Annotated in this window: 15 protein-coding genes; 7 read left to right on the forward strand and 8 right to left on the reverse strand. The window is 72.5% G+C overall.

What is annotated here, in order from left to right:
* Positions 1–27: 27 nt before the first annotated feature.
* On the reverse strand, positions 28–2,928 hold the full coding sequence (locus QQM67_RS12270) for a helix-turn-helix transcriptional regulator (RefSeq protein ID WP_314173795.1): 2,901 nt from the start codon (positions 2,926–2,928) through the stop codon (positions 28–30).
* Between the two features lie 226 nt (positions 2,929–3,154).
* Here QQM67_RS12270 and QQM67_RS12275 point away from each other — a divergent pair, with 226 nt between their 5' ends.
* The 4 genes from QQM67_RS12275 to QQM67_RS12290 are packed head-to-tail and all read left to right on the forward strand — an operon-like array spanning position 3,155 to position 7,059.
* Positions 3,155–4,552, forward strand: coding sequence for a glycosyltransferase (locus QQM67_RS12275; RefSeq protein WP_314173796.1), 1,398 nt, complete (start codon positions 3,155–3,157; stop codon positions 4,550–4,552).
* A 5-nt stretch (positions 4,553–4,557) separates the two neighbouring features.
* Positions 4,558–5,613, forward strand: a complete 1,056-nt coding sequence (locus QQM67_RS12280) for a DegT/DnrJ/EryC1/StrS family aminotransferase (protein WP_314174461.1) — start codon at positions 4,558–4,560, stop codon at positions 5,611–5,613.
* A 28-nt stretch (positions 5,614–5,641) separates the two neighbouring features.
* On the forward strand, positions 5,642–6,817 hold the full coding sequence (locus QQM67_RS12285) for a cytochrome P450 (protein WP_314173797.1): 1,176 nt from the start codon (positions 5,642–5,644) through the stop codon (positions 6,815–6,817).
* Positions 6,818–6,837: 20 nt separating this feature from the next.
* On the forward strand, positions 6,838–7,059 hold the full coding sequence (locus tag QQM67_RS12290; RefSeq protein ID WP_314173798.1) for a ferredoxin: 222 nt from the start codon (positions 6,838–6,840) through the stop codon (positions 7,057–7,059).
* A 27-nt stretch (positions 7,060–7,086) separates the two neighbouring features.
* Here QQM67_RS12290 and QQM67_RS12295 read toward each other — a convergent pair whose 3' ends face one another.
* From QQM67_RS12295 to QQM67_RS12320, 6 genes are all read right to left on the reverse strand, one after another.
* Complete coding sequence (locus QQM67_RS12295; RefSeq protein WP_314173799.1) at positions 7,087–9,303, reverse strand: cytochrome P450; 2,217 nt, start codon at positions 9,301–9,303, stop codon at positions 7,087–7,089.
* Entirely contained in the window at positions 9,300–9,983 is a 684-nt protein-coding gene (locus QQM67_RS12300; protein WP_314173800.1) for a helix-turn-helix transcriptional regulator, read from the reverse strand. Before QQM67_RS12300 ends, QQM67_RS12295 begins: the two co-directional genes overlap by 4 nt.
* Positions 9,984–10,315: 332 nt before the next feature.
* Entirely contained in the window at positions 10,316–13,117 is a 2,802-nt protein-coding gene (locus QQM67_RS12305) for an ATP-binding protein (protein ID WP_314173801.1), read from the reverse strand.
* Positions 13,117–15,927 (reverse strand): AAA family ATPase, encoded by a 2,811-nt coding sequence (locus QQM67_RS12310; RefSeq protein WP_314173802.1) that lies wholly within the window; start codon positions 15,925–15,927, stop codon positions 13,117–13,119. The genes QQM67_RS12305 and QQM67_RS12310 overlap by 1 nt, the downstream gene beginning before the upstream one ends.
* Before the next feature lie 19 nt (positions 15,928–15,946).
* Entirely contained in the window at positions 15,947–18,841 is a 2,895-nt protein-coding gene (locus tag QQM67_RS12315) for a helix-turn-helix transcriptional regulator (protein WP_314173803.1), read from the reverse strand.
* 128 nt (positions 18,842–18,969) lie between these two features.
* Entirely contained in the window at positions 18,970–19,728 is a 759-nt protein-coding gene (locus QQM67_RS12320) for a thioesterase II family protein (protein ID WP_314173804.1), read from the reverse strand.
* Positions 19,729–20,023: 295 nt separating this feature from the next.
* On the opposite strand from QQM67_RS12320, the gene QQM67_RS12325 reads away from it, so the two are divergent.
* From QQM67_RS12325 to QQM67_RS12335, 3 genes are all read left to right on the forward strand, one after another.
* Positions 20,024–20,905 carry a metallophosphoesterase family protein gene (locus QQM67_RS12325; protein WP_314173805.1) on the forward strand — a complete coding sequence of 294 codons (882 nt, stop codon included), beginning with the start codon at positions 20,024–20,026 and terminating at the stop codon, positions 20,903–20,905.
* The gene (locus tag QQM67_RS12330; RefSeq protein WP_314173806.1) at positions 20,902–21,657 is read left to right on the forward strand and encodes a 4'-phosphopantetheinyl transferase family protein; all 756 of its coding nucleotides are present in this window, start codon (positions 20,902–20,904) and stop codon (positions 21,655–21,657) included. Before QQM67_RS12325 ends, QQM67_RS12330 begins: the two co-directional genes overlap by 4 nt.
* A gap of 539 nt (positions 21,658–22,196) precedes the next feature.
* Positions 22,197–23,033, forward strand: coding sequence for an IclR family transcriptional regulator (locus QQM67_RS12335; RefSeq protein WP_314173807.1), 837 nt, complete (start codon positions 22,197–22,199; stop codon positions 23,031–23,033).
* 167 nt (positions 23,034–23,200) lie between these two features.
* On the opposite strand, the gene QQM67_RS12340 is transcribed toward QQM67_RS12335, so the two are convergent.
* Complete coding sequence (locus tag QQM67_RS12340; protein ID WP_314173808.1) at positions 23,201–23,644, reverse strand: DoxX family protein; 444 nt, start codon at positions 23,642–23,644, stop codon at positions 23,201–23,203.
* Positions 23,645–24,043: the final 399 nt, after the last annotated feature.

Here is a 24,043-nt window from a genome sequence, read left to right on the forward strand (position 1 = left end):
CGGTCCCGGACGCGGGCGCGGGCGCTTCTAGGCGGTGTCGGGGAGATACGCCTTGAGCGCGGGCGGCAGGTCGCGCCGGTGCTTCACGTTCAACTTGCGGTAGACGCGGGTGAGATGCTGCTCGATTGTGCTGGGGGTGATGCACAGCCGCGCGGCGATCTCCCTGTTCGTATGGCCCGCTGCCGCAAGTGCGGCGGCGCGGCGCTCCGCGTCGGTCAGCGCCCCGAGGCCGTCCGCACAGGGCTCACCGCTCCCCCGGCTCTCCGCGCCCTCCGACCGGGTGCGGCTGGGCAGCAGCTCCTCGCACAGCTCCTGCGCACCGCACGCCTCGGCGACGTGCCACGCCCGCCGGGCCACGCTCCAGGCGCGCCGGTGGGCCCGCAACTCCCGGTGTGCGGCGCTCTGATCGGCGAGTGCGCGGGCGAGTTCCCACTGGTCGCCGCGCTCCTCCAGGATCGAGACGGACTCCGCCAGCAGCTGCATGCGGTTGCGGGGCGAGCTGAGGGCGGCCAGCAGCCGCAGCGCGCAGCCGCGCGTACGGGAGGGCCCCGGCCCCAGCTTCGCGAGCTGTTCGTTGACCAGGCGGCGGGCCTCGTCCCGGTCGCCGCCCTGGCGCAGCCACGTCTCCGCGGTGCAGGTGCGCCACGGTACGAGGCCGGGCACGTCGAGGCCCCACTGCGTCATCAGTTCGCGGCAGGAGAGGAAGTCCGCGGCGGCCGCGTAGTACCGGCCGGTGGCCAGGTAGTGCCGGCCGCGTGCGTGGAGGTAGTGCAGCCCGTAGCGCGTGTGGAACATCGCCTCCGGCGCGGGTTCGCGCAGATGTGCCGCGGCGTCGTCGTGGCGCCCCATGGCGGTCGCGGCGTGCACCAGGGTGGACACCGGCAGCCCGAGGGCGACGCCCCACGCAGGCGGCGGCAGCAGCGTCAGCGCATGCCGGGCGTACGCGTGTGCGTTCGTCAACTCGCCGCGGCGCAGCGCGATTTCGGCTCTCGCGGCGGCGAAGTAGGCCTGCGCGACTCGCTGGCCGTCCCGGCCGCTGTCCTCCAGCAGCCGCTCGCACCAAAGCCGGGCCTCCTCCAGACGGTCGGCGTAGACGAGCGTGTACAGCGCGAGCAGCGCCGGTTCGACTCCCCAGACGGTGGCGTCGCTGGGGCGTGCGGCCTGGAGGACGTGTTCGGCGTCGGCGACGGCCGTCTCCGTCTGCCCCTGGCCGAGCACTTGCGCGAGGGCGGCGGTTGACGTGAGCAGTGGCCGCACGTGCGGTCCGGCTGTCCCGGCCGCCGGACCTGCGGCGCCCGGCGGGCCCCGCCGCGCCAGCGGGGGGTGGGTGCAGGCCAGCCACATCTCCACCGCGCGCAGTTCGGCCGCGGCGCGCGGGTGGGGGTCGGGTCCCGCGCTGCGGGCGTGCCGGAGAGCGGCGGCAGCGTCGTCGGTGCGGCCGTGGTGCGCGAACGTCACGGCGAGCGCCGCGGCGTCTCTCGGGTCGACCGTGCCGCCGCGTACGGCGCCGGCCAGGGCGGGCAGGCGGCGGGCCGCGGCCGCGGGGTTGGCTCTCGACTCTGCGCGTACCAGCTGCGCTTCGGCGGCGGTGCGGCTGCGGGCGCCGTCGCAGGCGTCGCGGACGAGTTCGAGGCAGCGCACGGCGGTACGGGGCCGCTCCGCGCGCAGCGCGTGCTGCGCCGCCTCGTGCAGCACCGGCAGCAGTTCGGGGCCGTCCAGTCGTCCCGCGGTCAGCAGGTGGGCGGCGATGTCGTCCGCCGGTGCGCCCTCGGCGTGCAGCAGCTCGGCGGCGCCCAGATGCAGCCGGGACCGTTCGCCGGAGGACAGGCTCTCCAGGACGGCGTCGCGAACGGCGGGGTGCGGCGGCCCGCCCGGGTGCAGCAGCCCCGTCTCCTCCAGCGCCGCGAGCGCCGCCGCCACGGTCTCGCTGCCGGCGCGGGTGAGCCGGGCGAGGGCGGAGGGCCGCGCCGGGCCGTCCAGTACGCACAGTGCGCGCATCGTCTCGGCCGCGGCGCCCTCACAGCGCTCAAGGCAGCCGAGCAGCGCCTTCTGGAACTCGGGGCCGCGGCCGATGTCGCGGTCGGCCGCGCCGCTGCGGCGGTCCTCCAGCAGTGCGCGCACCAGCAGCGGATTGCCGCCCCCGGCCCGTGCGATGCCGGCCCGGTCCGCCTCGGAAAGGGCTTCCGCGTCGCCGCCGTGTGCGGCCATGCAGGCGGCGACGCCCTGCTCGGTCAGCAGCGGCAACTCGACGGTGCGGCAGTGCGGATGGCGACGCAGCTCCGTGTGGAGCGGGGACGGCGCGGAGCGAGGGGCGGGAGTGTCGGTCAGCACGAGCAGCACGCGGGCCGCGCCGAGCCGGCGCACGAGGTAGAGCAGCCAGTGCGTCGAGGGCGCGTCGAGGTGGCGTACGTCCTCCACTCCGATCAGGGCGGTGCCGGTGCGTGCGGCGCCGAGTACGGCCTCGCACAGGGCGTCGAGCACCCGGGCGGCGGCGGACGTGCCCGCATCGAACTCGCCCTGCTCGTCGGCCACTCGGCGGGCCCGCTCCAGGAGCCGTTCGGTCTCCTGCCCGGCGTGCAGCGCCGGGGTGCGCAGCAGCCGGGCGACGACGCCGAACGGGAGGGCGCTCTCGGCGGCGGAGCACACAGCGGTGGCGACGAGGAGGCCGTTTGCGGGGCGGGACTCCTCCCCCGCGCGGCTGCGCGCGGGGGAGCCCTCCGCGACCTGGGCCCCGGCGAGCTCCGACTGCGCGAACTCCGCGAAAGTGTGCAGCAGTTCGGTCTTGCCGCAGGCCACCGGCCCGGTCACCGCGGCGACGCGGCCGGAGCCTGCGTGCGCCTCGGCAAGGAACCGGGTCAGGCCGGACCACTGGCGGTCGCGTTCGGCCAGGCCCGGCGGGCAGGCCCCGCGGTCGGTCATCCCCTTCATCAATCCAGAACCTCTCGCCCGACGCCGTCCGGCACGGCGATCGTCGTCCCAGGTCGGGGTTGATCCCGATTCTCGGGTCGGCGAACTAGGGGATGTCCTCGACTTCGCCTTCGCGCGGGGACACCCCGGCGGTGCTCGTGCACGATGTGGGGGTCAAGCGGCCCCACGGCGTGCGAACCCACGCGCCGGGCCCCGGCCTTCCCCACGCCTGAAGGGTGCACGCCGAATGAGCACGAGCAAGCAGCCGATCCTGTTCGTGAGCCTCCCGGAGAGCGGTCTGCTCAACTCGATGCTGGTGCTGGCCGAGGAGCTGTCCCGGCAGGGCGTGGAAGACCTGTGGTTCGCCACCGACGAGCCGCGGCGCGGCGACGTGGAGGCGCTGAGCGTGGGCACCGGCGTCGGCTTCCACTCGCTGGGCGATGTGGTGCCCGAGATGTCGTCGGTCACCTGGGACGACGAGACGTACCGGCGTGTGACGCAGCGGTCGCGCTTCAAGGCACGTCAGGCGGTGATCGAGCAGACGTTCGCGCCGGAGCTGCGGGTGGAGAAGTACCGCAGGCTGGAGGAGGCCGTCGAGAAGATCCAGCCGTCGCTGATGGTCGTCGAGTGCATGTGCCAGTACGGGTGCGAGTTGGCGATCACCAAGAAGATCCCGTACGTGCTGACGGTTCCGTTCGTCATCAGCCAGGTGCTCACCTCCACGGTGCCGGTGGGACGTTCGTACGCGCCGAAGGACTTCCCCGTGCCGCACTCCGGGCTGCCGTACCGGATGAACACGCGGCAGCGGCTGGCGAACCGGCTGTTCAAGTGGCGGACGCTGGGGATGTTCCTGTCCCGCTCGATGCGGGAGAGGAACGCCCGCGACGCCCGTGTGCGCGAGGAGCTGGGCATCGACCCGGCCTCCAACGGGCTGCTGGCCAGGGTGGATTCGGCCGAGATGGTGGTCGGCTACTCGGTGCCGGAGCTCGACTATCCCCTCGAACTGCCCGACTCGGTGCGGATGGTGGGGGCGATGATCCCGCCGATGCCGCAGTGCGAGCCGGACGAGCTGACCGAGTGGCTGGACGCGCGGGAGTCCGTCGTCTACATGGGCTTCGGCACCATCACCCGGCTGACCCGCGAGCAGGTGGGCGCGCTGGTGGAGGTGGCGCGGCGTCTGGAGGGGCGCCACCACGTGCTGTGGAAGCTCCCGGAGGACCAGCAGCGGTGGCTTCCGCCGGCCGGGGAACTCCCGGGCAACCTGCGGGTGGAGAGCTGGCTGCCCTCGCAGCTCGACGTGCTGGCCCACCCGAACGTCTCGGCGTTCTTCACGCACGGCGGCGGCAACGCCTACCACGAGGGCGTCTACTTCGGTAAGCCGATGGTGATGCGGCCGCTGTGGGTCGACTGCTACGACCAGGCCGTCCGCGCCCAGGACTTCGGCGTCTCGCTGACGCTGGACAAGCCGCGTGACGTCGACCCGGACGACGTGATCGCCAAACTGAACCGGGTGCTGACCGAGCCGTCTTTCAAACAGAACGCGGAGCGTCTGGGCCGCATACAACGTGAGGCGGGAGGCCGGGAGCGGGCCGCCGAACTGATACGCGCCCTGCCTCCCGTGTCGCAGCGGCCGGAGGGTGAGTGAGCGCGGTGGCCTTCACCTACCCCGTCTCCCGGCCCTCCCTCCAGGACGCCGAACTCGACTACGTGACGCGGGCCGTCACCGACGGCTGGATCTCCTCGCAGGGGTCCTACGTCCGCGAGTTCGAGGACGCCTTCGCCCAGTACAACGGCGTCGCACACGGCGTCGCATGTTCCTCCGGCACCGCCGCGCTCACACTCGCCCTGCGGGCGCTTGGGATGGGCCCCGGCGACGAGGTGGTGGTGCCGGAGTTCACCATGATCGCGAGCGCGTGGGCCGTCACACACACGGGCGCGACACCGGTCTTCGTCGACTGCGGGGACGACCTCAACATCGACGTCGCCCGCATCGAGGAGAAGATCACTCCGCGGACCCGTGCGCTGATGCCCGTACACGTCTACGGGCGCCGCTGCGACATGGACGCGATCATGGAGCTGGCCCACGACTACAACCTGCGGGTCGTCGAGGACTCGGCGGAGGCGCACGGCGTGCGGCCCGTGGGGGACATCGCCTGCTTCTCACTCTTCGCCAATAAGATCATCACGGCCGGGGAGGGCGGCGTCTGCCTCACCGACGACCGGCACCTCGCCGAGCAGATGGCGCACCTGCGGGCCATGGCCTTCAGCAAGGAGCACAACTTCCTGCACAAGAAGGTCGCCTACAACTACCGCATGACCAACCTCCAGGCTGGGGTGGCCCTTGCGCAGGTGCAGCGGCTCGACGAGATCCTCGCCGCGCGCAAGCGCATCGAGAAGCGCTACCAGCAGGGCCTCGAAGGCGTCGACGGCCTGACGCTGCTGCCGGAGCGGGACGTCCTGTGGATGTTCGACCTGCGGGCGGAGCGCCGCGACGAACTGCGCGCCCACCTCGCCGATGCCGGCATCGAGACACGGCTGTTCTTCAAGCCCATGAGCCGTCAGCCGTTCTACCTCGACCCCGTCTGGCCGTCGCTGAAGGCCCACCGGTTCAGCGAGGACGGCCTGTATCTGCCGACGTACACCGACCTGACCGAGGCCGGCCAAGACTACATCGTCGGCAGAATACGCGAGTTCTACGGCGCGTGACCGACCCCCCGACCCACGGAGTTGGCAGATGACGAGCACAGAGGCGGGCCTCGTCCCGTTCATGCTGCGGCGGCCCGGCGAGCCCTTCCCACCGCCGGAGTACGAGACGTTCAGGCGGCAGCCGGGCCTCGTCCGCTCGGAGCTGCCCACCGGCGACGTGGTGTGGCTGGTGACCCGGCACGAGGAGGTCCGTTCGGTGCTGACCGACCCGCGGATCAGCTCCGACCCCAGCCGTGAGGGCTTCCCCAGCCCGGGCCGCACCGGGGGCGTGCCGGACTCCGAGACGGTGCCGGGCTGGTTCGTGGCACTGGACCCGCCGGACCACACCAAGTACCGCAAGGCGCTCATCCCCGAGTTCACCGTCCGCCGTATCAGGGCGATGCGCCCGGCCGTGCAGGAGATCGTCGACGGATGCATCGACACGGTCCTCTCACGGGGGCCGGGCGCCGACCTGATGGCCGACTTCGCGCTGTCCGTGCCGTCGCTGGTGATCTCCTCGATGCTGGGCGTGCCCAAGATCGACCGTAACTTCTTCGAGGCCAAGACCCGTGTGCTGGTGACGATCTCCTCGACCGACGAGGAGCGCGAGGACGCCAGCAGGCAGCTCCTGCGGTATCTGGCGCGGCTGATCGCGGTGAAACAGAAGCGCCCGGGCGACGACCTGATCAGCAGGCTGCTGGCTGCCGGAGCGCTCACGCCGCAGGAGATGTCCGGGGTGGCGATGCTGCTGCTGATCGCCGGACACGAGACGACGGCGAACAACATCGCGCTGGGCGTGGTGACGCTGCTGACGCACCCGGAGTGGATCGGCGACGAGCGGGCCGTCGAGGAGCTGCTGCGGCTGCACTCGGTTGCCGACCTGGTGGCGCTGCGGGTCGCGGTGGAGGACGTGGAGATCGGCGGCCAGCTCGTGCGTGCGGGCGAGGGCGTCGTACCGCTGGTGGCCGCCGCCAACCACGACCCCGAACTCTTCGACCACCCGGGGACGTTCGACCCGGAGCGGTCGGCGCAGCAGCATGTGGCGTTCGGTTACGGAGTCCACCAGTGCCTCGGACAGAACCTGGTCCGCGCCGAGATGGACGTCGCCTACCGCACGCTCTTCGAGCGGATTCCCACCCTGGAGCTCGCCCTGCCGCTGGAGGAGCTGCCGTTCAAGTACGACGGCGTGCTCTTCGGGCTGCACGAGCTTCCCGTCCGCTGGTGACAACTCACGCAGGAGGAACCATGGTTCACGTCAGTGTGGTGCCCGACCGCTGCATCGGGGCCGCCCAGTGCGTCCTGACGGCGCCCGACGTCTTCGACCAGGACGACGACGGATTCGTCGAAGTCCTCGACGAGCATCCCGACGGCGTGCAGGGCGAGAAGGCCCGCATGGCGGGCAAGATCTGCCCCTCGCAGTCCATCGTCGTCAGCGGCGGGGACGACGCCGGCGCGGCCGGAGGCTGAACGCCCGCCGTCGGCGGGTCTTCGCCGTCAGCGGTTCTGCCCGGCGGGCCGCGGCCCCAGCAGTACGGGCAGCGACTCCGGGCAGCTCTCGGCCAGTTCGGAGCGCAGCACGATCTCCTGCGGCGCGACGGCGAGACGCATGCCGGGAAAGGAGCGGGTGAGACGTTCCATCGCGACGGCCAGCTCCATGCGCGCCGGCCGGGAGGCCGGGCAGCGCCGCGCGCCGTGCCCGAAGGCCATGTGCCGGGCACGGCGGCCCGGCAGCGGCCGGTCGGGGTCGTCGTAGACGGCCTCGTCCCTGTTGACGGAGGCCAGCGAGACCAGCACGACGTCCCCGGAGCGGATCAGCTCGCCGCCGATCCGCAGGTCCGCCGTGGCCCGGCGCGAGCGCAGCGCGTCGCCGAAGGTGCTCAGCCGCAGCAGCTCCTCTACCAGTGCGCCCGGGTCGTCGGGCCAGGGGGCGGGCAGGCCCCCTTCGCCGGCGAGCAGCAGGAGCGCGGAGTTGGCGACGGAGGCGACCATCGTCTCGTAGCCGGCGGCCATCAGCGTGGCCACCAGGGAGACCGCGCGCTCCACGTCGCCGTCCGGACCGAGCAGCGCCGACATCGCGTCTCCCGCGGGCGCGTCGGCGCGGCGGGTCACCAACCGCCGCGTGCAGGCCATGAGTTCGTCCTGGGCCCGCTCCACCTCGCCGTCCGGTGCAGGCCCCGTGGTGAGGACGGTCTCCGCCCAGCCGGCGAAGTCGTCCGCTTCGTCCTCGGGGACGCCCAGCAGAGCGCACATGGTGCCCATGGCCAGCGGCCGGGCGAAGTCCCGTACCAGATCGGCCCGTTGACGGCGCTCCAGCCGCGCGGCCGCTTGCGCCGCGAGACGTGCGGCCACCGGCCTGAGGGCTTCCGTCCGCTCTTTCGACAGCGCGGCGGCCGCCACCGAGCGCAGCCTGGTGTGCTCGGGCGGGTCGGTGGTGAACAGCAGTCCGCGCGGCAGCGCGCCCGGGCGGGTACGTGGAGCGTCCGGCGCGAGCAGTGCGGCCTTGCTGAAGCGGGAGTCGGCCAGTACGAACCGTGCGTCGCCGGAACGCGTGACGAGCCACGCCGTGTCCCCCGTGGCCATGCGCACCGGGCAGACGGGACGTTCGGCGCGCAGCCGCCGGTAGATGGAGGGCGGCGCACCGGGGACGTCGTGGGGGAAAGGAAGGCTGAGCGGGCCGCCGCCGGATGCCGCGTCCAGTGCGGAGGCGCCCGTCGGTCCGAGCCCGGCGGGGCAGCCTGGAGAGCCGTCCGCTGCGGAGCCGTTCGCCGCAGGAGGGGCCCCCGAGGAGCGCGCCGGCGCAGGGGCGTCAGGAACGGAGGTGTCCTCGGGGTGTTTCCCGGCGGCGGGCGGCAGACCAGGAGCGGGCACCTGCGGCTGCCTCTCCGCGGGCGGCGGCGCCGGGAGGGAGACGGACCAGCCGGTGCGCTCCAGACGCACGGCGGTCTCCTCGGCCAGGGTGGCGAGGTCTCCGGCGAAGAGGGCGACGTCGCGGCCCTGCGGCCCGAGGGGCACGGGCGGGGCCACGGGTGTCGCGCCGAAGAGCCCGCGCGGAGCGCCGTGGCCCGCGCCGGCGATGGTCGTGAACATCACCCGCCGCACCGGGGACCGCTCCAGCAGGTAGAGGCAGGCGGCGTGGGCGAGCACCGTGGAGACCTCCGTCCCGCGGTGCGCGGGGTGGACGAGTTCGCGTGCGAACACCCAGAACGCGCCCTCGTCGCCCACCACTTGCGGCAGCCGCGCGAAGTCTTCGTGGAGGTCGCCGCGCCGTGGCTCGTTCAGGGTGACGCGTATTCCGCCGACGGGTTCGCCCCGCCTGGCGGCGGGCGCGGTGCGCGGTGCCGGGGAGTCGAGGGCTCCGGGGGCCCGGGGCCCTGAAGCGAACGGGGCCTCGGGCGGTGCGGGGGCGGGGAGCAGGTGCTGCGAGCACAGCAGGTGCAGAGCGTCCTCGTCGTGTACGTCCCAGACCGGTACGCCCATGGCGGCGAGCGTGGAGGCGTAGTGCTCCTCGCGCAGCCGCAGCAGCCGCGCTCTGGAGGGGGTCGTGCCGGCGACGTACACGGTCCTCGCCGCGTCGCCGCTCACGAAGCCGGCGACTGGCGGGTCGCGGGCCTCCAGCCGCTGCGTCAGCTCGTCGCGGCGTGAACGGCGGCGCGGCCACAGCGTGTTCCCGCCGTGGCCGCGCCGCTGGTCCGCCCCGTCGGGGCGGGTCACTTCACGAAGTCTTCGACGACCTTCGGCGGCCACGTGCCCACGTTGAGGACGCCCATCGAGTAGGCCCGCGAGACCAGGGCCGCCCTGTTGGGCACCCGCAGTTTCCGCAGCAGGCCCGTGACGTGGTACTCCACGCCCTGCCTGCTCAGATACAGCCGCGAGGCCAGATGGATCGTGGAGAGCCCCGCCGCGATGCCTTCGAGGATCCGTGCGTCGATGTCGCTGAGCAGCTTCTTGCGGGCCGGCAGGACACCGGCGTCCTCGTTCCCCTCGGAGGAGCGCATGAAGATCAGCACGGCGGACACCTGTGGCGCGTCGTCGGAGACGGCGGCCGCCGTGAGGGACCCGACGAAGGCTCCCTCCTCGGGACGGACGGCGACGACGTGGGTGTCGAAGAGCTGACGCTTGCCTTCGAGCAGCCGCGCGAACTGCCGCATGAGAGAGGTCTTGACGCTGGGGTGGACAAGCTCGCGGAAGTCGAGGCCGCAGACCTCCGCGGAGGACGCCCCGAACTGGCGCGAGAACTCGAGGTTCGCGTGCTGGATGACCAGGTCCGGATCGAGCGAGGCCGTGCACAGCCCCGACGGTGCGGATCCCTGTCTGGGGATTCCGTGGACACTGCCCGAGGAGACTTCTCCCGCGTTCACCCGCACCGGGCCCGCAGATGCAGCAACCGCCATTGCACTGCCATCCTTTCTGGCCCCGCCCAGAAACATTTTCTTAACTTCCCGGGAAGGTTTCCGGCCGATCCCTGAAGGCCTTCTATTTGCGCCTTCGTTGGTGAGGCTATGCAGCGGTGCGGCGGCGGTCAACGAACCGGTAAGGGCCCGTACTAATCCCGTGGGCGGCGGTTCCGGGGGTTCGGTCGACGGTTCGGCTTCGGTGGTGTGGTGCGGTGCCGGAATGCTCAACTCGACCTCAAAAACAATCTCAAATACAGCTCAAGAGCACCGCTGAGCTGCGCGTCCATCCCGAAAACACGCGGAAGCACCTCATTGAGGCAGTCTTCACCTCAAAGGCGAAGATGTGCAAATTCGGACACACGCAGAACCTTCGCAAGTTCCGTACGCCCCGACACCCCGATTTTACGGTAAGAATTCGTAAGGTGTTTCTCGACGGCACGCAGACTCACACCGAGCGACGTCGCGATTTCCTGGTTCGTAAGGCCTTCGCCCGCGAGCGACACAACCTTGCGTTCACTTCGCGTCAGCTCGTTCTTCTGGGCGGGCGCCGGACCCAGTCCGTCTTCCGCGCGTTTCGCCAGCCACGGCGCTCCGCAGCGGGCCGCGAGTTCGCCGCCCTCGCGCAGCGCCGACTCGGCCTCGGGCCCGCTCCCGAGCCTGCCGCCCAGCAGCACGAGGGTGCGGGCGAGTTCGAGCTCGTTGCGCGAGGAGCGCAGCACCTCGACCGCCTGCCGCAGCATGGGGACGCCGCGGTCCCCGTGCAGCCGGCCCTTCAGGCGCAGGGCACGGCCGAGTACCGCCGGGGCGCCCCAGGCCGCCGCCCACGAGTGCTCCTCGTCCGCGAGCACCATCGCGGAGAGGTCGTCGCCGAGGCGCTCGTACAGGCCGATCGCGCGGGGACGCCAGGGGAAGACGGCCGAGTTGTGCCACCCCCGCGACTCCAGCTGCCTGCCGCAGGCGAGCAGGTCCTCAAGTGCCCTCGCCCGCATGCCTCGCTGTGCGTGGACCGAGGCCTGGAGGATGCTCAGCGCCGAGGCGAGCGCGAGGCCCGCAGGCTGGCGCGAGCCGGCGCCGGTGAGGATCTCCTCGCTGAGCGGTGTGTCCCCCAGCTCCAGCGCCACCGCGGCCAGTACGACGCTGGGCGCCTCATACCAGTACGGCGCCGTCAGCCGCACCGCCCGCTTCGCGTGCTCGTGGGCCAGTGCGGGCCGGCCCCGCGTGATGTGCACCATGGCCCGCTGGGCGAGCAACAGGGCCTCCTCGGACGCGCTGACCGGCCGCCTCGGGTGCTTCTCCGGCGTCAGCCAGGTCTCGACGTCGTGGGCGGAGTCGGCGGCGAGCAGGGTGACCGCCGCCAGCGGCACCGTGGTGTGCACCCGGGCCTCGTCCGCCGGTTCCCGTTCCAGGACGCGCGCGGCCGTGCGGGCCGCGGCGCTCGCGGAGAGCCGCCCGGCGAAGGTCGCCGAGCACAGCAGTACCGCCGTCAGTTCCCGCCCGGCGCCGGATTCCAGCGGGAGATCGTCTCCCAGCTCCCGCAGCCGTTCGGTCGCGGAGGAGAGGGCGGCCGGGTCCTCCTGCGCGTAGTGGCGCAGCCTCGCCTCCAGGCACAGCGCCGTCTCCCGTGCGGTGCCGTCGAGTTCCTCGGGGGCGCCCAGCTCCTCGGCCGTGCGGCGCACCACTTCGGCCATCGAGGACGAGGGCCTGGCGAACAGGGCGGGAGGCATCCGCTGCACTGCCACGGCCCGGTCCTTGACCTCCGGCAGCATCGGCAATGCCTGGGCGATGTGCCGCTCCGAGGCTGCCGGGTCGAAGGTGCGTTCCGCGGTGGCCAGGTCGATCAGCAGCCGGGCGCGTTCGGTGTTCTGCCCCGCGCTGTCCAGCAGCGCCCGGCGCAGATAGCGGGCGGCGATCTCCGGTGCGCCGCGGCGCAGGGCGGTGGACGCGGCGGAACGCAGCACCGCGGTGGACCAGCCGGGGCTCTGCCCGGTTACGGCCATGAGCTGGGCCGCGACCTGCTCGGCGGGGCGGCCTCCTTCGTAGAGGAGGGCGGCGGCGCTGTTGTGCAGGTCCTCGCGCTGAGTGACCGTCAGGGAGGACTCCACCGCGTCCTGCACGACGCGGTGGATGAAGCGCGGCGTGCCCTCTTCGGGCAGCAGCCCCAGCTCGTACAGGACGCGCAGGGCCGAGCTGAGCCCGATGTCGTCGAGCCCGGCCAGCTGCGCGACGAGAGCGGGCTGGGCCTGGTCGCCGAAGACCGCGATGGCCGCCGCCAGATCCCGTACGGGCTCGGTCTGGGTACGGATGCACCCCGCGAGGCGCTCGCGCAGCCCGGAGGGGCGCAGCGAGCGTGCCGTCTCGGCGTTGTCCGCGGTGGGCCGGTGGCCGCTGACGGCCATGCCGACCAGGACGGACAGCAGGAACAGCGGGTTGCCGGCGGAGACTTCGTGGCAGGCGCGTACGTAGGGCTCCTCCCCCGGCTCCCCGAACTGCTCCTCGATCATGGTCCGGGTCGCGTCCAGCGACAGGGGCGCAGGCGCGAGCGTCTGCCCGACGCACTGGGTCACCTCGCGCACGAGCGAGTACCGCGACCACGGGTCGCCCTCCCTCAGGGTGCACACGAGGACGATGCGCAGTCCGTCCAGGCGCTTGGCCAGGTACGCCAGCCACCGCAGCGAGGGGACGTCCGCCCATTGCAAATCGTCGACGAGGATCAGCAGCGGCGTCTCCTCGCACAGCCCCGCCAGCCACGACCGCAGTCCGTGGAGGGTGGCCTCGGTGGTGTCGATACCGGGGTCCATGCCCGCGGTCCCGTCGTCCCCGGAGAAGACGCTGCGTGCGAAGCGGTCCGGTTCGTCCTGGAGCCTGCTCTGCGGCTCGGGGGCGGCGCCCGTCATCAGGGAGTCGAAGAGCTGGCGCACCACGCCGAACGCGAAGTCCTGCTCCATGAGGGCGGCGTGGGCGGTGAGGACCCGCACGTCGCTGCCGTAGGCGCCCGCGGCGACCCCGCGCAGCAGGGCGGATCTCCCGATGCCGAGCGGTCCGGTCACCACGATCATCGACGACCGTCCGGCTCTCGCGGCACGCAGCGCACCGCTCACTTGAGCCATCTCCTTCTCTCGCTCAAGCAGCATCAGGGGGCCGCCCCCTCTCTCCTCAGCATCGTGGCGCGCAGCTCCTCGCGCCCTGCGACGTGCAGCTTCCGGTAGACGCTGCTCAGGCGCAGCTCCACGGCACGCTTCCCGACCGACAGCAGGTCGGCGATCTCGCGGTTTCCATGTCCGCGGACCGCCAGCAGCGCCGTCTCCCGCTCCGCCTCGGTCAGCAGGCCCGCGGTTCCCGGCGCCTTCGCGGAGGAGGGGGCCGCCGGCTGCTCCAGGTCCTGGATGAGTCTGCGGACGGCCTCGGCCGGGCGGCTCGACGGGTACGTGGTGGTGAGCCTGGTCAGACGGACCACGTGCCCCGCGGCGGACTGAGCGTCACCCGCGTTGAGTTCCGCACGGGCGAGCTGCACCAGACTCCAGGTGTGCAGGAGCGTCTCGTGCGACCCTTCGAACGCCCTGGCCGCCTCTCTGAGCCTGGCCATCTGCGCATGCCCGGTCAAGGGCCCCGCGGTGACGGCCGCGAGCCCGACGGCGGAGGCCGACCCCCAGCGGCGGGCGAGGTCGCTCTCCTCCCGCGCGAGCTGTTCCGCCTCCTCATGGCGGCCGAGGCCGTCGAGGCAGCGTGCGGCCAGCGAACGCCACGGCAGCAGCGCCGGGTTGAGCCACTGGCGGCGCAGCAGCCCGCTGCCGCTCTCCTTCGCGAGCCGGAGTCCCGCGGCCCAGTCCCGGTCCCGGGTGGCGACCATGGCGCGGGCGAACAGCAGCAGGCTCCAGCCCGGGCCGCTCTCCGCCCCCTCGGGCATCTCCTGTTGTGCGAGCCGCCGCGCGGTGTCCTGCTGTCCGCTCTCGACGGCGGCGTGGAGGCCGACCGCGGCGAGCTGCGGCGCGGCCGCCGGATGCCAGCTGCCGACGGGCAGCGCCTCCCGCGCGTCCTGGACGTCGCGGTGTGCGGCGTCCAGACGTCCCGCGCGCAGTTCGACCTCGGCCCGCAGGGTCAGCAGGCGCGCGCAGGCCGCCCTGGCGTGGCCGCGCCTCGCCTCCCGGACGAGGGCGTCGAGAGCGGCGTGCGCCTCTTCGATGTCGCCGGCCGCGACGAGGGTCCTGCACGCGGCGAGCCGCGGCATCACGGGGCCCCCGGCGGCGGAGGCGCTCAGACAGGTGCGTGCGAGAGCGCGCGCCGCGGGCAGATTCCTGGCGCGTACGGCCAGACGCCAGGCGAGTGCCCCTGCCTGTAGGGGCGCCTCGGGGCTCTCGGGCAGCGCCGGTACGACGGGGACCATCAGCTCCGCCTCGTCCCGGCGGTCGCGGTGCGCCAGCCAGTACAAGGCGATCAGGTCGTCACGGGCGGGCTCCGGGTCGCAGGTGAGCGCTTCAGCGGCGGCCCGTGCGGCCCAGTCGTCGTCGCCGCGGGCCAGTCCCAGGTCGACGGCGCGCGGCTTGAGCGCCGCTGCTGGACCGCCCTCGTCGTTCCTGACGAGGTTGTCCAGCCGCCTGCCGGCGACCTGCGGGCTGCCGACGATCTCCGCTCCGGCCAGCTCCAGGGAGAACCGGGCGCGCCTGCCGGGCTCGAGGGGTTCGAGGAGTATCCGGGAGAGGCATGCCACGGCGTGTTCGAGGTCTCCGCGGGCGAGGGCGTCGGTGGAGCTGCGCTGAAGGGTCTCCACGACCCACGGCGCGCCGATCGCGGTCGCCCGGAAGAGCATGGCGGCGATGTCCTCGTCCGCGGCGCCCGCGCGGTGCGCCAGGGCCGCCGCCCTGACGTGCAGGTCGGCGCGTTCCTCGGCGGGCATCCGCTCCAGCACGCGGGTGCGCGCGAGGGGGTAGGGGATGCGTGCGGTGTGTCCGCACGCGACGACCAGGCCCGCCGACTCCAGCACTTCGAGCAGTTCACGGTCGGGAAGTTCACGCGGTCCGGCGAGGGTGCGCACGAGGGGGAAGTCCAGCACGTCGCCGCAGACGGCCAGCGCCCGCACGACGCCCTGCGCCTCGGCGGGCAGCCCCTCCAGCGCACGCAGCGACATGTCGCCCGCGAACTCGTCGGCGATCGCGCGGAATTCGGGCCGCCGCGCGGCCACGGGCCGGTGGCCCCGCTCGTGGAAGACGCGCAGCGCGTAGTGCAGCAGGGCGGGGTTGCCCCTGGTGACCTCGTGGGCGGCGGCGTCGAAGGCCGGCTCGCCGCCGGCGCCGCACACGTCGCGTACGGCCGCGGAGACCGACCGCGGCCCCAGCGGACTCGTCGTGAGGTTGCGGACCAGGACCTCCGACGGCCGGGAGGGCACGAGCCTGCCCCAACTGCCCGCTGACGCGCAGCTGCTGAGGACGAGCGCGATCGGCACGTCCGCGTACAGGCGCCTGGCCAGCGCCTCCAGCCACTCCCGGGAGGCGGCGTCCAGCCAGTGCACGTCCTCGACGACGAGCAGCGTGGGCGCTCCGGGAGCCGACCGCAGCACCTCCACGAGGCCGGGAAGGGTTCCCGGCCCGTGCCCGAGGGAGTTGTGGCGCACGGAGTCGCAGACCGTTCCGTCCAGCGGCATCACGAGCTGGAGCACCACGCCGTAGCACAGCTGCTGTTCCGCTCTGGTGGCCCGTGCGTGCAGCACTCTCAGGTTCCGGTGCCTCGCGCACCGGGCGAGCCGGCGCATGAGGGCGTTGCGGCCTTCGCCGGGCCTGCCTTCGACCGTGACGAGGGAGGGCTGCCCGGCGTCCAGCCGCTCCAGCGCGGTGACGAGGACGTCTCGCTGCTGTTCCCGCTCGTACAGGGGCCGTTCGGAATCCGCAGAGCCCGGGCCGTCCCGCCACGCGGTCCGCGGCTGCGTCTGATCGCCCCAGTTCCTGGTCACACGTGCCACCCGTGTCCGGTCAGCGTCGCGCAGGCGGGTACGCGGCCCTCAAGGGCAGCTTCTTCACGAGGTCTTCGCGGGCGGAGAGCACGGGAGCGAGGTCCGCCCTGCTGGTGACGCCCAGCTTGCGGTACGCGCTGGTGAGATGTGTCTCCACGGTGCGGACCGTCACGAACAGCGCTTCGGCGATGGCCCTGTTGCTGGTGCCCGCGGCGGCGAGGTCGGCGACCTTGCGCTCCATGCCGGTGAGCATACCGAGGGGGGAGCCGCTCATCTTCCGCATGCGGCCGCCGGCCTCGATGAGGAGGCTGCGGGCCATCTCGCCCAGTTTGAACGTGCCGCAGCGCTGCGCCAGGTCGGCCGCGGTACGCAGGTGGTCGCGTGCGGTACGCCGGTCTCCCTCGGCCAGCAGCGCCCGCCCCGCGAGGAACTCGGCGCGCGCGTGCTCGCCGCGCGCGGGCGAGCCGGCGAACATCTGCGCTGATTCGGCGAGCAGTTCGATGCCTTCGCGGCCCGGCGTCGTCAGGCCGCGGCCGAGTGCCGCCAGCGCCTTCGCACGCGGTGTGCCCCACCGCTCGGCCAGTTCGGTGCCGCGTTCGGCGAGGCCCCGCGCCTCCTTCGTGCGGCCGAGGTCCATGAGCATGCCTGCCCCGTCCAGCCACCAGGGGAGGAACACGGGGTTGGCGACGCCGCTTTCGTCGAGCGATCTGCCGCACGCGTAGAGCAGGTCGAGGCTGCCCTCGACGTCGCCGAGGGACCAGCGGGTCCGCGCGGCGACCTGCGCGTACCAGGGGTACTCCGTGACGAACCTGTCGAGGTTCGGCCGCTCGATGGTGTCGAGCACGCTCTCGGCGCGCTGCGGCTCGCCGAGGTCGGTGAGCACCATGGCGAGCGAGATCTGCGGCATCGCGGAGGTGTGCCCCCACCGCTCGTCCGCGATGATGCCCACCGAGGTCTGCGCGTCCGCCAGCGCTTCCGGGAGCGCGCCGATGCCGTGCAGCACGAACGCACGGATGGCCAGCGCCAGTACGTAGCTCCAGGCCGCGGCGCTGCGCTGGCTGGCCTGAAGCAGCTGGTCGAGGGCTTCGAGCGCCTCCTCGGCCTCGTCGGCGAGGCTGAGGGTGAAGGCGGAGGCGAACAGCGACTCCTCGCTGGGGCCGCCGGTGGAACGTATGGCCCGGCGCGCCTTCTCGACGCACTCGTCGACGGGGGCGCCTCCCACTGCCCCCAGCCAGGCTTGCATGGCGAGCAGCTGCCGCTGGGCGGTGGTGTCGCCGGGCGGGGTGGGCATCGCCGACGCGCGCTCGAGCACCGGCCCGATGGTGATCGTCTCGTCCGCACCCGTCATCAGCAGCGCCGCCTGGACGCCGGTGCGCAGTTCCACGTCGGCGGGGCCCGGGTCGCGCCCCAGTTCGCGGTCGAGCTGCTCGAGTACGTCCTCCAGGACCCGTACGGCGGCGGGCGACTGCTGGGCCGATACGCACACCCTGCCGAACTGCACCGCGACCGCAGCCCTGCTGCGCAGATCGAGAGGAGAGTCCAGTACGGACTCCAACTGCCGTACGGCTTCGGCCGGTTCCGCCTGCACCACGCACCGCGCGAGCTGGAGCCGCAGCGCGAGGCTGTCGGGGTCGGCCTCGCGGGCGCGGTTGAGGTAGCGGACGGCGGCCTCGGGCGCGGCCCGGCTCTCGGCCTGGTCGGCGGCTTCGCACAGCACCGCCGTCATCCACGGTGCCGTCAGCCGCGGCAGCAGAAGCAGCTGGTTGGCGACCTGCTCCGAGGGCAGACCCTCGTCGTTCAGCAACAGGGCCGCATTGGTGCGCAGTTCGGCGAGTTCGTCGCCGTCCATGTCGTCGAGTACGGCCGAGCGCACCAGGTCGTGCACGAGGCCGAGTCCGTTCGGCGCGAAGATCTCGGCCTTGCGCAGCACCTTCACGCCCTCGTCCACCAGCGTGGGGGGCAGGCCGGCGAGGGCGCCCACACGCTCGGGCGGAGCGTCGCCCAGCACCGCGGCCGCGCGCGCGAGAGTGCGTACCCAGTCGGGCAGCGAGCCGAGCACGCCCCGCACGGAGTCCGACACGACGTGCCCGGCTATCTCCCGCGCCCTGGTCGCGCCCTCTTCGTCGGGGTGGACGCCTGCGCTCCTCAGTTCCAGCAGGAGCCGCTTGAGGAGCATGGGGTTGCCGCCCGGCAGCGCCGCCACGTCCCGCACGAAGGAGCTGTCCGCCGCCCCCTGGTAGGCATATCCGACCAGGTCCACCACGTCCTGCCGGGACAGCGGCGCGAGTTCGAGGGTGACCGAGCAGGGACGCGCGGCGATGTCGGCGAGCGCGGACGAGGAGAAGGGCACGGCCTCGTTGCGCTGGGCGAGGACGACCAGCAGCGGCATCTCCTCCGAGCGGCGCAGCAGGAAGTCGATCCAGGCGAGGGAGCGTTCGTCGCACCAGTGCACGTCGTCGAGGGCCAGCAGCAGCGGCCGCTCCGCCATGAGGTTCGCGGCGAGCCAGTACAGGCCGTGCATGACGGAGTACGCGCCGGAGGACTCGGGGGTGAGGGAGCCGGTAGTGAGGGCGGGCAGAGCGCGGCGGGCGCCTCCGCTCAGCAGCCGCGAGTTGTCCGCGTCCTGGGCGGACAGGCCGAGTGACCTGAAGAGCGCCCTGACCCCTCCGTAGCCTGCGCCGGCCTCGATCTCGCTGCACGAGCCGTGGAGGACGGTCATCCCCCGGCACGCGTCGGAGCCGAGGAAGGTGCGCAGAAGGCTCGTCTTTCCGATGCCGGCGGGGCCGGCGAGCGTGACGAGTCCCGCCCGTCCGCGGCGGGCGGCGACCGCGCTGCGTTCGAGGACAGCCATCTCGTGGGCACGGCCGACCAGGCAGTCGGAGAGACCAGCAGGGGCCGACCGGTCCGGCAGCATTCCACTCCTCGCAACCGTGTCATCCAGCGGCCCCGGCGTAACGCCGGAACCTGTCTCCGAATGATCGCTCGCGTGCGAAATTTGATCGTTTACGCTAGCGGATCCGCTGCCACCGGCCAAGACGAGCCTCACACACCGACTTTCAGGTGCTCACGGAGGAGCGCGATGACGTCGGCCGCCTTCGGGCCGAGGTAGAAGTGCCCGCCGGGAAAGACCTTCAGGTCGAAGTCGCCCTTGGTGTGCTGGCGCCAGTCCTCCGCCTCGTCCAGGGACGTCTTCGGGTCGTCGTCCCCGGTGAGCGCGGTCACGGGGGCCTCCACCGCGGCGCCCGGCTCGCAGCGATAGGTCTCGGCCGCCTTGTAGTCGCTGCGCAGGGCCGGGAGGATCATCCGCAGGATCTCCTCGTCGCCCAGCAGGGAGCTGTCCGTGCCCGCGAGCCGCTTCAGCTCCTCGACGACCCCGTCGTCGTCCTTGAGGTGCACGTTCTCCTCCTCCCGGTACCGGGAGGGCGCCCGGCGTCCCGAGGCGAACAGCCTCGTCAGCTCACCGCCGTCCTGCTCGTAGCGGCGGGCGACTTCGAAGGCGACCGTCGCGCCCATGCTGTGCCCGAAGAACGCCGTACGGCCGGAGCGGAGAGCGCCGCGCAGCGCGCCGTAGACCTGGTCGGCCATGGTGGCGATGTCGTCGGGGCTGGTCTCCCCCCTGCGGTCCTGGCGTCCGGGGTACTGCACGCACAGCACCTCGGCCGTGGAGGAGAGCTGGGCGGAGACCGGGTGGAAGAACGACGCGGAGCCCCCGGCGTGCGGGAAGCACACGAGCTGGCGCGGCGCCCCGGGCGCGGGGTGGTAGCGCCGGATCCACAGGCCTTCGTCCTCTGACTCCGTCATCGCGTCTTTGCACCTCTCTCGCGACCGGGCCGGCAACGGAGCGGGCCCGGCCCGTCTCGACCGCCTCGTGCCGCCCCCAGCGTCGCAGAGGAAAGAGTGAGGAATTCCCTAGTCTCGGCGGCGGCCGCGGCAGCACGGATCGGCTGTCTCGCGCCTGCCCGGTCCGCAGCCGTGCATGCCTCGGGCAGCCGGCTCCCGGAAGTCGAGTGTTTTCCCTGCTGCCGGCGCGGTGTACTTGCCGGTGGCGTGTGCCACCGGTCCGGGAGCAGCCGAAAGGCAAGGGGTAGACGATTCGATGACGGGCAAGCTGTTCGCGGTCAGTGACCTGCATGTCGCGTACGAGGAGAACAGGGCGGTCACCGAGGAGCTGTCCCCCGAGTCCGACGAGGACTGGCTCATCGTCGCCGGGGACGTGGCGGAGCGTCTCGAAGACGTCGAGTGGGCGCTGCGGCTGCTGGCCGGCCGCTTCGCGAAGGTGATCTGGACCCCCGGGAACCACGAACTGTGGACGCATCCGCAGGACTCGTGCCCCCTGCGCGGCGAGGAGCGGTACCTGCGCCTGGTCGAGATGTGCCGCAGCCTGGGGGTCGTCACGCCCGAGGACCCCTTCCCGGTGTGGCGCGGCGACGGCGGTCCGGTGACCGTGGCGCCGCTGTTCGTCCTCTACGACTACTCGTTCCGCGTTCCGGGGGCGCATACGAAGGAGGAGTCGCTCCGGCGGGCGCACAAGTCGGGCGTCGTGTGCACGGACGAGTACCTGCTCCACCCCGACCCCTACGGGGGGCCCGACGAGTGGTGCCGCGTCCGTGTGCGGCAGACCGAGGAGCGGCTCGCGGCCCTCGCACCCGGCGAGAGGACCGTGCTGGTCAATCACTATCCCCTGGTACGGGCGCCCACGAGGGTCCTGCGGTACCCCGACTTCGCACAGTGGTGCGGCACGGACCTCACCGCGGACTGGCACAAGCGCTTCAACGCCGTCACGGCCGTCTACGGTCACCTGCACATTCCGAGGGTGACCTGGTACGACGGTGTGCGCTTCGAGGAGGTGTCCGTCGGCTACCCGCGGGAGTGGCGGAGGCGCCCGCCCCGCGACCGGCTGCGCCAGATCCTGCCCGAGCCGCCGGCGCAGTCCGCGTCGCCGTCCGCGCCCTCGGCCCGGGCGGGAGGCAGGCCGTGATCGGGTCCCTGCTGCCAGCCGGTGTGTACGCCGAGGAGTCCTTCGGGGACGGGACGGACGAGGCGCACGATGCCCTCTTTCCCGAGGAGGCGGCGGCCGTGGCGAACGCGGTCCTCAAGCGGCGGAGGGAGTTCGCGCAGGTGCGGGTGTGCGCGAGGAGCGCCCTCGCGCAGCTCGGCCTGCCGCCCGTTCCGCTGGTCCCCGGGCGGCGCGGCGCACCGCGGTGGCCCGCGGGAGTCGTCGGGAGCATGACCCACTGCGCCGGGTACCGGGCCGCCGCCGTCGCCCGCGAGGCTGACGTCGCGGGCATCGGCATAGACGCCGAGCCGGACGGGCCGCTGCCGGAAGGCGTGCTGGAGGCCGTCTCACTGCCCGCGGAACGGCGGGCCCTTGACGCTCTCGCCGCCCGCAGGCCCGATGTGCACTGGGACCGGCTGCTGTTCAGCGCCAAGGAGAGCGTCTTCAAGACCTGGTACCCGCTCACCGCACGTGAACTGGGCTTCAACGAGGCGGAGATCACGTTCGACGCGGAGGCGGGCACCTTCGACGCGCGCCTTCTCGTCGAGGGCTCGGTCGTAGGCGGTTCACGGCTGCGGCACTTCGCGGGCCGCTGGGCTTCGGAGGCGGGGGTGCTCGCCACGGCGATCCGCCTCCCGCACGGGCCTGACGCGAAAGAGCCCGATGCGGAGAAGCTCAGTGCGAAACCCGGTGGGGAGGGGTCCGCCGCCGACTCCCCCTCCGCAGGCGGCTGAAGGCGGCGGGACACCGGCGGCCGCGGTCCCGTCACAGGCCGCCGCCCCGTGAGCCGGCGTCACGTTACGGCGCTCACACGCGGGCCCGTCACGCCCGTCCGGAGCCCGGTCGTGCTGGCACCGCCCGACCGGGCTCCGGACGAGAATTCACCTTGAGATAGCAGGAATTCACCGGTCAGAGGCTGAGTTTTACGTCCCCACAAGGGGAGTTCCCGGCGGCCGTGAATGCCCGACAGCGGAAGGAAATCCGCGTAGATGCCAGTCCGTTCACCGGCCGGGCGCGCCCGGAATTGCCCGCCTCTGCACTCCCGTCCGCCCCTGCACTGACCTGCGAAGACCTTCGTAATCACCACGAAGGGGCGGAAGTCGAGTGGTCCACACCTCTCTTTTGCCGCCCAACACCGTTCAGGCGGGCCTTGATTGACACAGCGGCAATGCTCCTGCCTATTATCCCGGCCAAGTCGCGTGCATTCTGAGCATTACCAGCGGCACGTGACCGGCATTCAGACGGCCGTTCTCCGTTCACTTGCGAGGTGCTGATGCAGATGCACACTCCCCGCACCGCGGTGGGCCGCTCGCGCCCCGTGTGCGCGGAGGAGGAGACCGGCACCGGCCCGGCGGTCCTGGGTCACGGACTCCGTCTTCTCAACTCCTTCCAGCCCGGCGAGAACTGGGTGCCGCTGCCGGAGATCGCGCGCCGCACCTCGCTGCCGAAGCCGACGGTGAAACGGCTCGCCGGCGAGCTGGCCCGTGCCGGGATGGTCGAGCGCGGCCCGCAAGGGCTGCGCCTGGGGGCGCAGTTGTACGTGCTCGGGCTGCGCGCTCCGGGGCCGAGGAACCTGCGCAGCATCTCCCGGCCGGTCCTGGACAGGCTCCAGTCGGCCACGGGAGCGAGCGTCTATCTGTGTGTGCTGGACGGCAGCGAAGTGGTGCAGATCGACACGGTGCGCGGGCCGACGCGCACGCCCAACGCGTCCACCGTGCGCGAGCGCCGGGCCGTCTGCACGGCGGCCGTCACCAAGGTGCTGTCGAAGTCCGCGCCCTCCCCCGTCGACGCAGCCGTCTCCGGAGCGGCTGCCGGCGACACCGGTGGGCTGTCTCCCTGCCGCGAATGCGGCCCGGACGGTTCCCCGTTCGCCCCCGACGACGGCGGGGAAGAGCGCACGGACGACGTGGTCGTACTGACGAGCAGGCAGATGCGCGGGGTCTGCGCGCCCGTGGTGCAGCCGGACGGCAGGGTGCTCGCGGCGCTCACGGCCGTGGGGCCGGTGCACGGGACGCTCCAGCCGCCGACCGTGCAGCAGGTGCAGCAGGCGGCAAGGGAGATCGGCAGGCAGGCCGGGCAGGCCGAGGCGAGCCACCAGAACCGCGGCTGACCCCGGCGGCGCAGGGCCGGGCCCCGGTTCACGCCTCTCGTGCGCCGAGGAGCGCCGCCGGCCTCCCTCCGACGGGACCCGCACTGCGCTGAGTTGCGACACCCAGCCGAGCGGGCCCCGTCGCCGGAAGCAGACCGGGCGGGCGGTCGGAGAAGCGCCTCAGCGCCTCAGCGTTTCAGCAGCCGGGGCAGATCCGCCAGGGTGTCCCGCCGGCCCCACGCGACCACGGCGAGCGGGACGATCACGATCAGCGGGAAGGCGGCGTCCTTGCCGTCGAAGACGGTCATTTGCGTGGTGAACGCGCCGATCAGCAGCGCGATGAGACAGAGGGCGGACAGACCCGGCAGCCAGGGGGTGAGCAGTGCCAGACCGCCCGCGAGCTCCAGCAGACCGACGACGTACATGAACCACATGCCGAGGCCGATCTGCTCGAAGGAGTCGACCGCGGCCGAGGCGCCCGTCAGCTTGGGAACGGCGCTGCCCGCCACGAAGAACAGCCCGAGCACCGCCTGGAGCACCCACAGCGCCACGTGTCTGCCGCGGCCGCGGCGCACGGGGGCCGCGGCGGCGGATCCCCGGGAACCGGTCGAAGGTCCGGCTGATTCGTTCATTTCGGAACCCCTTTCACGAGCAAGCGAGGTCGTACAGGGCGCGTGCGGGACCTCATACCCGGAGCAGACCGCGCTGCCGCATCTCTCTCCTCGCGAAACGGCGGCCGGACCTTCGCCCGGGCCCGTCAGCCCACATGCCCAGCTTCTTCACCGTCGACCACCTGCCCACGACGACAAGGGCGAGCGGAAGGCGATACGGGCGAGACCGGAGACGGAACTCTGTGCTGTGAGTTGGCCGTTGACTCCCGCGCTTCCGCGTGATGTGGCACGGGCCGACAGCAAGGGTGCCGCTTGGTTCGAGGGCTTGTGTCGTCCTGGCGTGGGTTCGAATCCCGCCGTCCCGACAACACGGTGAAGCCCGCTGACGGAGAGAGAATCTCCAGGTCAACGGGCTTTTTC

The organism is Streptomyces winkii (genome assembly GCF_032248595.1).
Classification (GTDB): Bacteria; Actinomycetota; Actinomycetes; order Streptomycetales; family Streptomycetaceae; genus Streptomyces; species Streptomyces winkii.

Coding starts and splice junctions, on each gene's coding strand:
- QQM67_RS12270 (WP_314173795.1), bottom strand. CDS start 2,928: ATGAAGGGGATGACCGACCGCGGGGCCTGCCCGCCGGGCCTGGCCGAA.
- QQM67_RS12275 (WP_314173796.1), top strand. CDS start 3,155: ATGAGCACGAGCAAGCAGCCGATCCTGTTCGTGAGCCTCCCGGAGAGC.
- QQM67_RS12285 (WP_314173797.1), top strand. CDS start 5,642: ATGACGAGCACAGAGGCGGGCCTCGTCCCGTTCATGCTGCGGCGGCCC.
- QQM67_RS12290 (WP_314173798.1), top strand. CDS start 6,838: ATGGTTCACGTCAGTGTGGTGCCCGACCGCTGCATCGGGGCCGCCCAG.
- QQM67_RS12300 (WP_314173800.1), bottom strand. CDS start 9,983: ATGGCGGTTGCTGCATCTGCGGGCCCGGTGCGGGTGAACGCGGGAGAA.
- QQM67_RS12305 (WP_314173801.1), bottom strand. CDS start 13,117: ATGCTGCTTGAGCGAGAGAAGGAGATGGCTCAAGTGAGCGGTGCGCTG.
- QQM67_RS12315 (WP_314173803.1), bottom strand. CDS start 18,841: ATGCTGCCGGACCGGTCGGCCCCTGCTGGTCTCTCCGACTGCCTGGTC.
- QQM67_RS12320 (WP_314173804.1), bottom strand. CDS start 19,728: ATGACGGAGTCAGAGGACGAAGGCCTGTGGATCCGGCGCTACCACCCC.
- QQM67_RS12325 (WP_314173805.1), top strand. CDS start 20,024: ATGACGGGCAAGCTGTTCGCGGTCAGTGACCTGCATGTCGCGTACGAG.
- QQM67_RS12335 (WP_314173807.1), top strand. CDS start 22,197: ATGCAGATGCACACTCCCCGCACCGCGGTGGGCCGCTCGCGCCCCGTG.
- QQM67_RS12340 (WP_314173808.1), bottom strand. CDS start 23,644: ATGAACGAATCAGCCGGACCTTCGACCGGTTCCCGGGGATCCGCCGCC.